At 68.0% G+C, this 12796-nt stretch carries 14 protein-coding genes; 3 read left to right on the top strand and 11 right to left on the bottom strand.

What is annotated here, in order from left to right; genetic code table 11:
- Positions 1 to 171 (bottom strand): transketolase (locus VGC47_08680; protein ID HEX9855374.1); only part of this gene is annotated, 171 nt, incomplete at its 3' end.
- 56 nt (positions 172 to 227) lie between these two features.
- On the opposite strand from VGC47_08680, the gene soxR reads away from it, so the two are divergent.
- Positions 228 to 671 carry a redox-sensitive transcriptional activator SoxR gene (soxR, locus tag VGC47_08675; GenBank protein HEX9855373.1) on the top strand — a complete coding sequence of 148 codons (444 nt, stop codon included), beginning with the start codon at positions 228 to 230 and terminating at the stop codon, positions 669 to 671.
- Between the two features lie 98 nt (positions 672 to 769).
- Here the strand turns inward: soxR and VGC47_08670 are convergent, their stop codons facing one another.
- On the bottom strand, positions 770 to 1018 hold the full coding sequence (locus tag VGC47_08670; GenBank protein ID HEX9855372.1) for a hypothetical protein: 249 nt from the start codon (positions 1016 to 1018) through the stop codon (positions 770 to 772).
- 203 nt (positions 1019 to 1221) lie between these two features.
- Here VGC47_08670 and VGC47_08665 point away from each other — a divergent pair, with 203 nt between their 5' ends.
- Positions 1222 to 3789: an EAL domain-containing protein gene (locus VGC47_08665; GenBank protein ID HEX9855371.1), complete on the top strand. Its 2568-nt coding sequence runs from the start codon at positions 1222 to 1224 to the stop codon at positions 3787 to 3789.
- 6 nt (positions 3790 to 3795) lie between these two features.
- Here the strand turns inward: VGC47_08665 and VGC47_08660 are convergent, their stop codons facing one another.
- From VGC47_08660 to VGC47_08630, 7 genes are all read right to left on the bottom strand, one after another.
- Positions 3796 to 4482 carry a DUF2461 domain-containing protein gene (locus tag VGC47_08660; protein ID HEX9855370.1) on the bottom strand — a complete coding sequence of 229 codons (687 nt, stop codon included), beginning with the start codon at positions 4480 to 4482 and terminating at the stop codon, positions 3796 to 3798.
- Positions 4483 to 4567: 85 nt separating this feature from the next.
- Entirely contained in the window at positions 4568 to 5665 is a 1098-nt protein-coding gene (gene tal, locus VGC47_08655; protein ID HEX9855369.1) for a transaldolase, read from the bottom strand.
- Positions 5666 to 5708: 43 nt separating this feature from the next.
- Positions 5709 to 6599, bottom strand: coding sequence for a UTP--glucose-1-phosphate uridylyltransferase (locus tag VGC47_08650; protein HEX9855368.1), 891 nt, complete (start codon positions 6597 to 6599; stop codon positions 5709 to 5711).
- On the bottom strand, positions 6596 to 7054 hold the full coding sequence (bcp, locus tag VGC47_08645) for a thioredoxin-dependent thiol peroxidase (protein HEX9855367.1): 459 nt from the start codon (positions 7052 to 7054) through the stop codon (positions 6596 to 6598). Before bcp ends, VGC47_08650 begins: the two co-directional genes overlap by 4 nt.
- Positions 7055 to 7214: 160 nt before the next feature.
- A complete protein-coding gene (rlmN, locus tag VGC47_08640) occupies positions 7215 to 8252 on the bottom strand; it encodes a 23S rRNA (adenine(2503)-C(2))-methyltransferase RlmN (GenBank protein ID HEX9855366.1) in 1038 nt (345 codons plus the stop codon).
- 15 nt (positions 8253 to 8267) lie between these two features.
- A complete protein-coding gene (locus VGC47_08635; GenBank protein HEX9855365.1) occupies positions 8268 to 8609 on the bottom strand; it encodes a helix-hairpin-helix domain-containing protein in 342 nt (113 codons plus the stop codon).
- 37 nt (positions 8610 to 8646) lie between these two features.
- Positions 8647 to 8877: a hypothetical protein gene (locus VGC47_08630; GenBank protein HEX9855364.1), complete on the bottom strand. Its 231-nt coding sequence runs from the start codon at positions 8875 to 8877 to the stop codon at positions 8647 to 8649.
- A gap of 152 nt (positions 8878 to 9029) precedes the next feature.
- Between VGC47_08630 and VGC47_08625 the strand changes: the two genes are divergently transcribed.
- A complete protein-coding gene (locus tag VGC47_08625) occupies positions 9030 to 9956 on the top strand; it encodes a hypothetical protein (GenBank protein HEX9855363.1) in 927 nt (308 codons plus the stop codon).
- A gap of 6 nt (positions 9957 to 9962) precedes the next feature.
- Here VGC47_08625 and VGC47_08620 read toward each other — a convergent pair whose 3' ends face one another.
- The gene (locus VGC47_08620; protein ID HEX9855362.1) at positions 9963 to 11507 is read right to left on the bottom strand and encodes a gamma-glutamyltransferase; all 1545 of its coding nucleotides are present in this window, start codon (positions 11505 to 11507) and stop codon (positions 9963 to 9965) included.
- Positions 11508 to 11584: 77 nt separating this feature from the next.
- Complete coding sequence (locus tag VGC47_08615) at positions 11585 to 12217, bottom strand: hypothetical protein (GenBank protein HEX9855361.1); 633 nt, start codon at positions 12215 to 12217, stop codon at positions 11585 to 11587.
- Between the last annotated feature and the right edge of the window lie 579 nt (positions 12218 to 12796).

Below are 12796 nucleotides of genomic sequence, written 5' to 3'. Positions count from 1 at the left end.
GTGCGGGTTCGACGGATCGACCCGCAGGATCCTCTCGTAGAGGACCTGGAGGACGTCGAGGGTCGAGTGGGCGCTCGGGGAGTGCTTCTCGTCCCCCGTCATCAGCCTCATGAGCCTGGGAAGGTCGGCGAAGCTGGATCGCGCTTGGCGATGTGTGCGGGATGTCTTCATGGACGGCAAAGTACAACCTCAAGTGCACATGAAGTCAAGCCACTAGCATGGGGCCGATGGGCGACATGCTGACGATCGGCGAGTTGAGCGCCCGAAGCGGTGTGGCGGCGTCTGCGCTGCGCTTCTACGACGAACGCGGGCTGATCGCGTCGCAACGTACCTTGGGCAATCAGCGCCGGTTCCCGCGGGCGACATTGCGCCGAGTGGCCGTCATCCGGGCCGCCCAGTCGGTCGGGCTGACGCTTTCCGAGACCTCGGCCGCGCTCGCCGGGCTTCCCGACGGCAGGACTCCAACACGTGACGACTGGCAGAGACTCTCGAAGGACTGGCGTCTCAGGCTCGACGGGAAGATCACGGAGCTCGAGCGCCTCCGCGACGAGTTGACGTCCTGCATCGGCTGTGGCTGCCTGTCCCTGCGCTCGTGCGCCCTCTTCAATCCCGAGGACGCCATCTCGGCAAACGGCCCCGGAGCGCGGTTCCTCGAGGGTGACGACCGCTGAGTTGGCCGCGGGGCAGCTCGGCCCGTCCTGGGCCTGTCGGATGGCGCCCGCGACCCGACAGCTGCCCAAGTGGGCGCCCGGACCAATAGCCGAGTCGCCTACAGCTCGGACGCCTCGATGAGCCTGCGCATGTCGAGGTTCGGTCCGACGTCGACTCGAAGACTCTCGACGGTGACACCGGCCGTCTCATCGCCGCCCACGATGGCATCGATCGACCTCGGAGCGCCGGCGGCGTAGAGCGCCGCCCCGAGGACGAGCAGAGCGATCGCGATCCGGACGACCCGCCGCGGCGTCCCGGCGGGCCGCTGCCACACGGCCGTCTGCTCGACGGCCAGGACTGCCTTCATGGACATCATTCCTTCTCGCCTGGTCGGGTTGAATCGGCACGACGCAGACTGTGCTGCGCGTCATCGTGGCCGGTGCCCGTCTGGCTAGTCCGCGCCCGTACGCTCAGGAACTAGTCACTCGACGCTGGCGCCAATGAGACTCATCAGAGCTGCCAGGTCGTCCGATAGCGTCACATGCCGGTCGTGAAGGGCTTGGGGACGTGATGAGACGGAGAGACCAGCGGGTCGGCGCTCACGCCAAGGTGTGGCTGCTGACGGTCGTCGTCGCCTGCCTCTCGGTCGCCGGGTTGATTCCTCTCGTCGGGGCCGGGCCGGTCAGCAGGCAGTTCTCGATCCCGTGGTGGATCGCCGCGATCGGTTTCGGCCTCGCCGAGCTCTCTGTGGTACATCTGCGCTTCCGGAGGGACGCCCACTCCTTCTCGATGAGCGAGATCCCGCTGGTGGTGTGCCTCTACTTCGTCGATCCGGTGACGATGATCGGGGCGCAGCTGCTGGCGAACGTCATCGTGCTCGGCCTCCACAGGCGCCAGCCTCCGTTCAAGCTCGTCTTCAACGTGTGCCAGTTCGCGGCGCAGTCGGTCGTGGCCGTGTACGTGTTCCGCGCCGGGGTGGGGTCTCTCGAGCCGCAGGGCGCGGTTGGGTGGGTCTCCGCCATCGCCGCCAGCGTCATCGCCCTGGTCGTCGCCCATGCGCTCATCAACAGCGTGATCGTGCTCTCCGGGGGGCGGATCGAACCCAGGGAGATGGCCGAAGCCCTCGCCCTGAGCACCTTCGCCACTGCGTTGAACGCCAGCATCGCACTCGCCGGCATGAGTGTGATGGTGGTCTCGACTCCTGCTGCGGTCGTCGCCCTCGTCCCTCCGATTGCTCTCTTCTTCGGATACCGCGCCTATGTCTCGCAGCGGCAGGAGCGGACTCGCCTCAAGTCGCTCTACGAGGCGACCCGCGACCTCCACGAATCGCCTCTGATCGAGAACGCCCTGCTGGCGGCGGCCCGTCACGCTCGGGCGATGTTCGACGCCGAGATGTGCGAGGTCCTGCTCTTCCCGAGCGATCTGGGCCAGGCCTACCGCACGATGGTCGGGTCCGGCAGCATCGAGATCGCCATGGAGCCGCTCGACTTGAGCCAATGGCACGACCTCTGGCGCGACGTGCGCCAGCGGGGCGTCGGAAGGTGGGTGCAGGAAACGGTGCGGTTCGGCTCCGCCACGGCGCCGATCGTCATCTACGAGGCGCTCATCGTGCCGATCACCGAGCGGGGGAGGGTGGTCGGGTCCCTCTTGGTCGCCAACCCCGAGGGCGACGTCGCGAGCTTCGAGCATGGTGACCTCGAGCTGGTGGAGACCCTGGCGGCGCAGGTCTCGGTCTCGCTCGAGAACGGTCGGCTCGTCGACTCTCTGGCGCAGCTCACAGAGCTCAAGGAAGAGCTGAAGCACCAGGCGCTCCACGACGCCCTTACCGGGCTGGCCAACCGCGTGCTGCTGGCCGAACACCTCGACCATGCGCTCCGGCGCGCCGGACGATCGGGCGCGATCGTCGCAGTGCTGTTCCTCGACCTCGACGACTTCAAGACGATCAACGACACCATGGGCCACGCGGCGGGCGACGCCGTGCTCCGGTCTCTCGCCGGGCGGCTCACCGGCCAGGCACGCCCCGGCGACACCGTCGCCCGCTTTGGAGGCGACGAGTTCGCGATCCTGTTGGACGAGTTGACGGACGCCGAGCAGGCGATCGACTTCGCGCACCGCGTCCGCGACGTCATCCAGGCGCCATTCGCAGTCGAGGGTAAGGAGCTCGCGATCGCCGCCAGCGTCGGCATCGCCGTCGGCGTGCCCGGCGACAAGCCGGATCAGCTCCTCCGAAACGCCGACGCCGCCATGTACTCGGCGAAGCGGTCCGGGAAGGGCACGTTCCGGTTGTACGAGGAGGACATGCACGCCGAGCTGATCGCCCAGCTCAAGCTGCGCTCCGACCTGCGGGCGGCTCTGGACGACGAGGCGTTCGCAGTCCGCTTCCAGCCGATCGTCTCGCTCGACGACGGAGTCATCGTCGGTGCGGAGGCGCTCGTCCGCTGGCAGCACCCGGTGCGCGGAGAGGTCGGGCCCGTCGGGTTCATCGCGGCTGCCGAGCAATCGCGACAGATCATCCCGATCGGTCGTTGGGTGTTGGAGGCGGCGTGCGCCCAGGCAGAACGATGGCTCTCGCGGGGCTTCGTGCGGGACGACTTCTGGGTGAGCGTCAACCTCTCGCTTCGCCAGCTCGAGGATCCCGACCTCGTCGAGAGCGTCCACGACGCGTTGGCTGCGCTGGCGATGACGCCGGCACGCCTCGTTCTCGAGGTGACGGAGGGCGCCATCGCCGAGGTGTCGATCCGCCAGCTCGAGCGGCTGGCGGCGATGGGTGTCAGGCTCGCTCTCGACGATTTCGGCACCGGGTACTCGTCGCTGGCGACGCTGGACAGGCTGCCGGTCTCGATTCTCAAGATCGACAAGACGTTCATCGACCGCCTGCGACCGCAGGGATCCTCCCCGGTGACACGGACGATCGTGCAGCTCGGCAAGGCACTCGGGCTGACGGTCGTCGTCGAAGGTGTCGAGACCCTCCATCAGCTCGAGGCCGTGAGGACGATGGGGGCCGACCTGGCTCAGGGGTATCTGTTCTCACCGCCCCTCCTCGTCGAGGACTTCGAGGAGCTGGTCGGCCGCCGGTTCGAGGTCGCAGGCGGGCTGGGTCGGACGGACGACACCGCCCCGCTCCGGCTCGTCCAGTGACCTCGGTCAGTACGGCACCCCGACTGCCCCGCAGAGGAACCGCATGAACGGCTCGGCGAGCCGACACATGGCAGCGAACGCGTCGATGAAGCCCCCCGCCGTGACGTCGCGGTCGCCCAGTCGGGCGCTTGCGATGAAGTCCTTGCGTTTCAGGTCCTCGATGAGTGGATGATCCGGCGGATAGCCCTGCGGCGGCCTGCTCAGGGAGTCCCCTTCGAGCTGGAGCACCGCGGCGAACGGTCTCGAGGTCGTCGCCTCGACCCAAGCCTCCGGGCGGTCGACGATGGCGTCGCGGATCCGGTACGCCACCTTCGTCTCGGGCCGCCAGATGCCGACCCCCATGTAGCACGTACCCGGCTGGAGGTTGAGATAGAAACCGGGGGCGTGGACGTCCTTGGCCATGCGGTGGCGGAACTGGACACCGGTGTTCTCCTTGTACGGCGTCTTGTCCTTGGCGAACCGCGTGTCGCGCTGGATCCTGAAGAGGGAGCCGCCTACGGTCCTGGAGTCTGCGACAAACTCGGGCGCCATCTCGCCGAGCGGCGCCGCGAAGTCGTTGATGAACTCGAGCGCGGGTTCGCGCACGTGCTCCTCGTAGTTCGCCTGGTGGGCTTTGAACCAGTCCCTGTCGTTGTTGCGAGCCAGGGCGTCGAGGAACTCGAAGAGTGCCGGTGTGAAATGCTGCTTCGCCATCGTCCCTCCGTCAGGTCGCCGACCGCGGTCGTCCGTCACCTGCAGGAAAGCCCAACTGTCGGGGGCCTGCTGCGGAACGAAACGCTCATGAGCGGCGTTCGGCGATCACATCCCCGATGGCCGACACGAGAGAGTCGTAACTGTCCGCGAATGCGGCGACGCCTTCTGCTTGCAGCTGGGCGGTCATCTCGTCGTAGTCGACTCCGACGTCCGCGAGCGCGGCGACCATCGCCTGCGCCTCGTCGACGTCTCTCGTCATCGCTGCCGCGTCGATGATGCCGTGGTCCTCGAAGGCGTCGATGGTCGCCGGCGGCATCGTGTTGACGGTGTTGGCGCCGATGAGCTCGTCGACGTACATGGTGTCGTGGTAGGCGGGGTTCTTCGTCGAGGTGCTCGCCCACAGGACGCGTTGCGGGCGCGCCCCTTCGGACGCCAGCGTCGCGAACGACTCGCCTTCGAAGATCTCCCGATATCGGCGGTATGCGAGCTTGGCGTTGGCGACTGCCGCTTTGCCGCGGAGGGCGAGTGCCTCGTCGGTGCCGATCTTGTCGAGCATCTCGTCCGTGAGCGTGTCGACCCTGCTCACGAAGAAGGAGGCAACCGAGGAGATCGAGGCAGGATTGGCGGCCCGCGCCAAGCCCCTGAGATACGCATGAGCCACCGCCTCGTAGTCGGCGAGCGAGAACATGAGCGTGATGTTGATGTTCAGGCCCCTGGCGAGGAGCTCCTCGACGGCGGGGATGCCGGGGGCGGTCGCCGGCACCTTGACCATGAGGTTTGGTCGGTCGACGGTCTCCCACAGCCGGGTTGCCTCGGCGACCGTTGCTTCCGTGTCCATCGCCAGGTGGGGCGAGACCTCGAGGCTCACGAATCCGTCGGCACCGGAGCTCGAGTCATACACGGGGCGGAGTACGTCCGTGGCTCTGCGGATGTCGGCGATCGCCAGGCGCTCGAACATCTCGGACGCCGACATGTCCGGCGACTCGGCGAGAGCGGCGCCGATGGCGTCGTCGTAGTCGTCCGAGCCGGTGATGGCCTTCTGAAAGATCGTCGGGTTGGACGTGACGCCGCGTATCCCACTTTCGACCATACGCTCCAAGCCCCCGCCGTCCAGCAGGTTCCGGGTTATGAAGTCGAGCCATGCCGACTGACCGACGGCGTGCAGGTCATGAAGCTTCGTCATGGCGTCCTTTCGCAGCTGCTCATCAAGGTAGCGCTGCCGCGGATCATTCGGAGTCGAGCACGGCTCGCAGCCTCGCCCGCACATCCCCGCCGAGGTCTCCGCGCCGCAGTGCGAATGCGACAGTCGCCTCCAGGTAGCCGATCTTGGTGCCGCAGTCGAAACGCCGCCCTTCAACGATCTGTCCCCAGAACGGCGATGTCGCCAGGAGTTGTGCCAGGGCATCGGTGAGCTGGATCTCCCCTCCAGCCCCCTTCGTCCCTGCCGCGAGGTGGTCGATGATTCCCGGCTGGAGCACGTACCGCCCCGCGATCGCCAGGTTCGAGGGAGAGGTGCCGGGTGCGGGCTTCTCGACGAGGTCGAGCACCTCGACCCGTGTCCCGACGCGCTCACCCGGCGAGACGATGCCGTACCTGAACGTCTCGGCATCCGGAACCTCGACGAGACCGAGGATGTTGCCTCCGACTTCGTTGTACAGGTCGACCATCTGCTCGAGAGGAGACCGGTTCCCCAAGATGAGCTCGTCCGCCAGGATCACCGCGAACGGCTCACCTGCGACGAAGTTCCTGGCACACCACACCGCGTGCCCGAGCCCGAGCGGCTCGACCTGGCGAACGAACGCCACCTCGCCCGGTTCGGGCGTTGCCGCCCGCATCGCATCGAGCCGGTCTCCGTCGCCGCGCGCCTCGAGCTCGCGCTCCAGCTCATACGCGATGTCGAAGTGGTTCGTGATCGCCGACTTGCCGCGCCCGGTCACGAAGACGAGCTCCTTGATCCCGGCCGCCCTCGCCTCGTCCACGGCATACTCGATGAGCGGCTTGTCGACGATCGGCAGCATCTCCTTGGGGAGCGCCTTGGTGGCCGGGAGAAATCGAGTGCCGAGCCCCCCGACGGGGAACACAGCCTTGCGAATCGGCGCTCGGGCGGCACCGGTCACGGTGCCGCCAGCTCCCGCTCGACCCGGGCCGCGTGGTCCGCGGCCTTCACGTTGTACCAGGCGTGCTCCACCGTGCCGTCCGCTCCGATCACGATCGTCGAGCGGATGATCCCCTCGTATTCCCTGCCGTAGTTCTTCTTGATACCCCAGGCGCCGTAGGCATCCGCCATCACGTGGTCCGGGTCGGAGAGGAGCGGGAACGGCAGGTCGTGCTCGTCCCGGAAGCTCGCCAGCCGCTCGACGGGGTCCGGGCTCACTCCCACGATCTCGTAGCCGGCGGCGTGGAAACTCTCGTGCCTGTCGCGAAAGTCGCAGGCCTCGGTCGTGCAGCCCGGGGTGAAGGCTTTCGGATAGAAGTACACGACGAGCGGATGGCCGGCGAAGTCGTCCAGGGTCACCCGGCGACCGGTGTGATCGAGTCGGTCGAAGTGCGGCGCCGCGGCGCCGGCGGTCAGCGTCACAGGGTGGTCCTCTTGTCGGGCGCCGGAAGAGAACCCAGAAGAGAACATGGATTGGAGCTCCGGGCGCCGCAGCCCGAGCATCGCCCGGGGCCGATCGCGTTGTCGCCTGTCAACACCCCTCCCAACTCGGTGACGTGAGGATAGAGGGGTGGGATCAGGCGTTCGGCGACGTGGCTGAACGAACCCGCAGCTGGCCGCAGGCTGCGTCGATGTCCCGGCCGCGGGTGTCACGAAGCGTCGCGTTTGCCCCGGCATCGGTGAGTGCCGTCATGAACGCCTGCACCTGTCGGGGCGATGGGGGAGCGTCCTGGCTGAGCGGGGTCTGGTTGAGGGCGATGACGTTGACGTGCGCCCTGAGGTCCCAGGCGATGGCTGCCAGCTTGCGTGCCTGGTCGACGGTGTCGTTCTTGCCGTCGATGAGGGCCCACTCGATGCTGATGCGCCGTCCCTTCTCGTCGCGGTACCGCCGGCACGCCTCGATGACGTTCGCCAGGTCGTAGCGCTTGTTGAGCGGTACGAGCTCGTCGCGCAGCTGGTCGTCTGCCGCATGGAGCGACACGGCGAGATTCACCTTCCAGGGGGCTTCAGTGAGCCGACGGATGCCCGGGACGACGCCGACCGTCGAAACCGTGATGCTGCGCGCCGAGATCCCCATCACCTCGATGAGGCGTCGAAGGGCCTCGTTGACCCGTGAGAAGTTGGCGAGCGGCTCGCCCATACCCATGAACACGATGTTGGTGACCCGTTGTGGCGAGTTCTCGAGTCCGTGCTCTCGGATGTGGGCGTTTGCATATGCGACCTGGGCGACGATCTCACCGGGCTCGAGGTGACGCTCGAAGCCGAACTGCCCGGTGGCGCAGAACGTGCACGCCATCGCGCAGCCCGCCTGGGATGAGATGCACAGCGTCGTTCGCCTCGGGTATCCCATGAGCACGGACTCGATCGAGGCTCCGTCCGGCGTGCGGAAGAGCCACTTTCGAGTCGTTCCCGCATCGGCCGACTGCTCCAGGTCCACCGCGAACGGCCAATGCCGAGAGTCGATCTCGGTGCGCAGGCGTGCCGGGAGGTTCTTCATCGCCTCCGACCCGAGTACCGGCGTCTCGTACAGCCACCGCCTCAGCTGGTCGGCGCGATATCGGGGCTCACCCGGAAGGGCCTCGGCGAGCTCCTCGGGAGGGATCAGATACAACATGGGCGTTCCTGCTGCTCATCGGGACAGGGCAGCGGCCTGCGCGATCCAATCGGCGACGTGACCTGCGGGAATCTCGAGCTCGGCGGCGACGAAGGAGGCCTCTGCATCGGCGAGCGCCTCGAGGGAGCCGATCCCGATGCTCGCCAGCCGGCCGGCATACACGGGACCGATGCCCCTCACCGCTTCGAGTCCGCGCCCCGAGGCGGTCGGGGCGTCCGCCGAGACCGGGGAGGCGCCCCTGAACGGCGGCGGCGGCTCAGTGTCGACGAGTGGGGGCGGCAGCAGCCTCTCCCGCATCCACCAGGCGAGGGCCCCGAGGGCGGCCGCCACACCCGCCACGCGCAGAAGTCTTCTCATCGGTGGAGAGTGTAGGGAGGGTGGCAGCCGCGGTACGTCAGCCGCCGGGTGTCGACGTGGTCGTTTCGACCCCGTCTGGTCCCAGCTCCGTGGCGAATATGGCGCCCGCCACTCGGCCGCTGATCGCCGCCGGCATGTCGGCCTCGAAAGCGGGCGTCGTGCTCGGACCGGCATCGGGCTGGCCGGCCGAGAAGGCAGCGAACCCCAAGACGGCGACGAGCGCGACGATCAAAGCGCCGGCAAACGCCAGTCGTGCTCGGGTTCGCAACTCAACCGTCTCCGCCTCGAATCGCTCATCCCTCTCAGGGAGAGCCCCGCGAGTGTCCTCGCGCTCCTGTGAGCGTATCCCGCCGTCACGAGCCGCGCCAAACGGCTTCGAGGCATGTTCTGGAAGGCGGGCTGCCCCGATAGCATCCGACCGTGAGGCGCTCGTTGCTGACGTGTTGTGTCGTTTTCGCGCTCTCGATGTCGGTCGTGCCGGCGGCCGCGGCGGACGAGGCCTGCAGTGGGTGGTCGCCCGGCACCGCATGGCGATCTGCCGCCACCATCGGGCCGATCACCCTCGTCACCGCTGGCGTCGAAGACGGGATCGCCACCCGATTCGCGTCGGATATCGAGGACCTCCTCGCCGCGATGGACGGAGTCCTGCCTCTCGACGCCGCAGTCGTGTGCGCCTTCGACGAGACCGAGCTCGCAGACGATGGGGGATTGGTGCCTGAGAACCAGCGCCTCCACGGGGCCGTGCTCACTTCCGATCGTGTCGTCGTGCTGGACGCCGGGATGACGGCCCAGTTTCGGCCGGCCGTGGCCGTCGGCCTCACCTATCTGGCGCTGTGGGACCTGGCCGGCGACCAAGGTCGCGACGGCTACCCGGAGCCGCTCCGGGACGCCGTCAGTCAATGGTTCGCGGCGGGTCTGACGTCCCGTCTGGCGCTCCATCGCGACATGATGAGGCGCCAGGTCGCCTTCACCCGCCCGGAGGACGACTCGACAACCGACCGCTGGACGTACGGAATCCAATCCGAGACCTTCGTGTGGAACCCGGAGTTCCAGGAGTCGCCGGTCGGCGACCTCGTTGCCTACGCGGTGGACAGCCGCGGCACCGACGTGCTCCACGATCTCACCGCAGACACTTGGGACGGCATCGACACCGAATGGCGAGTCCAGCGTCGCTTCGAGCTCCTCGGAGACCAGCGCAACGCCGTCGATTGGAGGTGGGGCCTCGGCATCCTTCTCGCCGCACTGGCGGCTGCGGCGACACTGGCGTACCTGCAGCGGGTGGCGCGGCGCCGCCACCGCTATCGCCCCGGAGACACCACCGCGGCGCCAGGCTTCTTCGACGAGTGACGCCGCTCAGACGGCAGCCGCCATCGCAGCGCTCGTGGACACCCTTGGATCTGCTGCACCTTCGACGAGGCTCCCGTTCACCTCGATGGCCGCTACCGGGCCCCATCCCGTCTCCCACGGCCCTGCCCTGACGACGTCGTGGCCGCGCAGCAACAGCCCGTCCTCGATCCGATCGGAGTGTCGGCTCTCGAGGTGGACCCGGTGGTGCTGCGATGACTTCTCCCAACCGGAGACCTCCCATCGTGGGCGGTGTTGGGAATCGCGCAGCGACGCACCCGTCCAGTAGAGGTGGGACACCACCTGCAGGAGCAGCTGGGGCTGGAACTGCCCGCCGCGTGTCCCGAGCAGGAGACGGAGGCTCCCGTCGGTCGTCCAGAGCGTCGGCGAAAGGGTGTGGACGGGACGGCGCCCCGGCTGCAGCTCGTTCGGATGCCCGGGGCGCAGGTTGAAGCCGGCACCGCGGTTGTGGAGGAACACCCCGGTGTCGCCGGCCGACAATCCGGAGCCGATCCCGTGGAAGTTCGACTGGATCAGCGAGACGCCCATCCCACGTCCGTCCCATGCGCAGAAGAAGGCGGTGCCGCCGGGACGCCACGGCGGGGGTGGCCACTGTGCCGGGGATCCCCCCGAGATGCGTTCCGCGCGCCGGCGCAGCTCGTCGGGGTCGAGCAGCGTCGCGGGCTCTCTATCCATGAAGTCGGGATCGGCGAGCACGTCGTCTCGCTCCCAGGCGACGGCCCGGTAGGCCTCGATGGCGGCGTGGACGAATGCCGGGTCCTCAGGGTCGCGCGGCGGGCCGATCCGCTCGAAGATGCTCGCGGCGGCGAGGGTGATGTACCCCTGGCTGCTCGGCGGCACCGTCCAAGCATCGCGGCCGAACACGCGGGAGCCGAGCGGCTCGACCCACTCGGCTTGCACTCGCGCCAGGTCGTCCTCGGTGACCTTCCCCCCGGTGGCGGCGACGATCCCTGCCCCTGCCTCGCCGCCGTAGAAGGCTTCCCGCCCACCGGTGGCGACGGCTTCCAGAGTGTCGGCGAGTCGGGGCCTCCGGAGGACGGTTCCCGCCGCCGGTGGCTCGCCGCCCGGGTAGATGGCCGCGGCGGCCGGCTGGTCACCGATCAGGGCTCGGATTCGCTCCAGGGACACCGCCAGCTCCGGCGAGACCTCGAACCCCTCCCTGGCGAGGTCGATGGCTGGTGCGAGCGCCTCCGCGAGAGTGACGGCGCCGTACCGTTCGCTGAGAGCGGCCCACCCGTCGACGCATCCCGGAACGGTGACCGTCTCCGGTGACCGCAACGGCATGTCCTCGCCGTAGCGCTCCCGCATCACCGCCGGGTCGACGAGCGCACCGGCGCGCCCGGAAGCGTTCAGCACGGCAGGAGCCGGGTCGCCTGGTTCGTGAACGAGGGCGAAGAGGTCGCCGCCCGGCCCACAGGTGTCCGGCAGCGTCACGGCAACGACCGCGTTGGCGGCGATCATGGCGTCGACGGCCGAACCGCCTGCCTGCATGAGGTCGACGGCGGCCTGGCTGGCGAGCGAGTGCGTCGTCACGGCGACCGGCGTGGTGGCCGACCTTCGCTCTGTGCCGAGATTCGTCGTCGACCTTGGCGGGGAGTCGGGCTCCCGTCTCACTCGATGAACTCGGGCAGCCGCCTGTTGAGCCCGTCGAGCACCGCCTTGACGCCGGCTTCCGATGGGTCGCCGTTGGCGAGCGCCGAGCCGACGGCGATCTCCTCTCCGCGATGCGTCGAGCTGACGATCACGGCGATCACCACGGTCCTCATACCGACAGTGGCAGTGCCGATGGCGTCGAGAGAGAGGGGCGGTGCGCCGAGGTGGATCCTGTCGAGTGCATCGAGGGTCGCCTCCCCGACCACTCGCAGTCTCGCTGCCGTCGCCGCCGGCCCGATCGCCGATCCGGTGTGCTCCACTCCCTGATATGCGAGCACGACATTGACGCTGGTTCGCGAGCCCTGGGGCTCCTCGACGACCTTGACGAGCGCCGGGCGCTCCGGAGACACCTTGGCGGTCGCGGTGCCACCGTCGAGTTGGACGACGGAGATCACGCGGCGGTCGATGGCGGTCCCGTAACGAGCCATGGCGACCGATTGGACGTCGCGTACCACCTGCTTTGGGGGTTTGGTCGTCGCCGCCAGCACATGTACTTCGGTCACGTCCGAGCCCTGCACGACGATGCGAACGGCGTCGACAGATTCGAGCCGGCTTATCGTCTCTTCGAGCTCATGTACGTTCAGCGCCAAGCGCAACTCCCACCGCGACGCTTCAGAGCGCCGCGTCGACGCCCGAGCTTCGGTTCAAATGCCGTCTCGCCATGCAGCGTGGCCCGTTCTCTTCGGTGAGTCCGAGCAGCGAGCCCGGCACCCGTCCACACGTGCTCTCTCAGGGTAGCGGCGCGACCTCGCCGCGTGGTGAGAGTTCGCGAGAGTTGTCCTTGAAATCGCGACCTCACATCGGCTACCTTGTGCCGGTCACTGAGGGGAGTGACACCAGGCCGTTGGGCGATGCGATCGTTTGGCTGCTCTCGTGGTGGTCAGGACTGTCGCTGGGGGCCGGCGTGCACCTGGACAACCGAAGGTTTCGCCCGAGGCTTCCCCCTTGGTGTCCTCAGGCGATGGGTGACGACGCCCGGGCTTCCTCTTTCGAAAGAGTACCTGTCCATCATCTCGTCCCAAGCGAAGCGGATTCCTAGGTCTCCCGGCGAACAGATGCCGGGCAGAAACAGGCTCTGAAGGGGTGGTTGGGTGAAGCGCATGACGACGAAATTCCTCGTGGCGCTCTCAGACCTGGCCACTGCGCTGCTAACCGGCGCAGCAGAAATG

It is taken from the genome of Acidimicrobiia bacterium, from assembly GCA_036396535.1.
GTDB lineage: Bacteria > Actinomycetota > Acidimicrobiia > Spongiisociales > UBA5794 > DASWKR01.
Note: the sequence above shows the minus strand (reverse complement) of the source record. Positions and strands in the feature narration are given on the sequence as shown.

Bases quoted from the DNA above. Each gene is read 5' to 3' on its own strand.
- soxR (HEX9855373.1), top strand. From the start codon at position 228: ATGGGCGACATGCTGACGATCGGCGAGTTGAGCGCCCGAAGCGGTGTG.
- VGC47_08670 (HEX9855372.1), bottom strand. From the start codon at position 1,018: ATGAAGGCAGTCCTGGCCGTCGAGCAGACGGCCGTGTGGCAGCGGCCC.
- VGC47_08665 (HEX9855371.1), top strand. From the start codon at position 1,222: ATGAGACGGAGAGACCAGCGGGTCGGCGCTCACGCCAAGGTGTGGCTG.
- VGC47_08660 (HEX9855370.1), bottom strand. From the start codon at position 4,482: ATGGCGAAGCAGCATTTCACACCGGCACTCTTCGAGTTCCTCGACGCC.
- tal (HEX9855369.1), bottom strand. From the start codon at position 5,665: ATGACGAAGCTTCATGACCTGCACGCCGTCGGTCAGTCGGCATGGCTC.
- rlmN (HEX9855366.1), bottom strand. From the start codon at position 8,252: ATGTTGTATCTGATCCCTCCCGAGGAGCTCGCCGAGGCCCTTCCGGGT.
- VGC47_08635 (HEX9855365.1), bottom strand. From the start codon at position 8,609: ATGAGAAGACTTCTGCGCGTGGCGGGTGTGGCGGCCGCCCTCGGGGCC.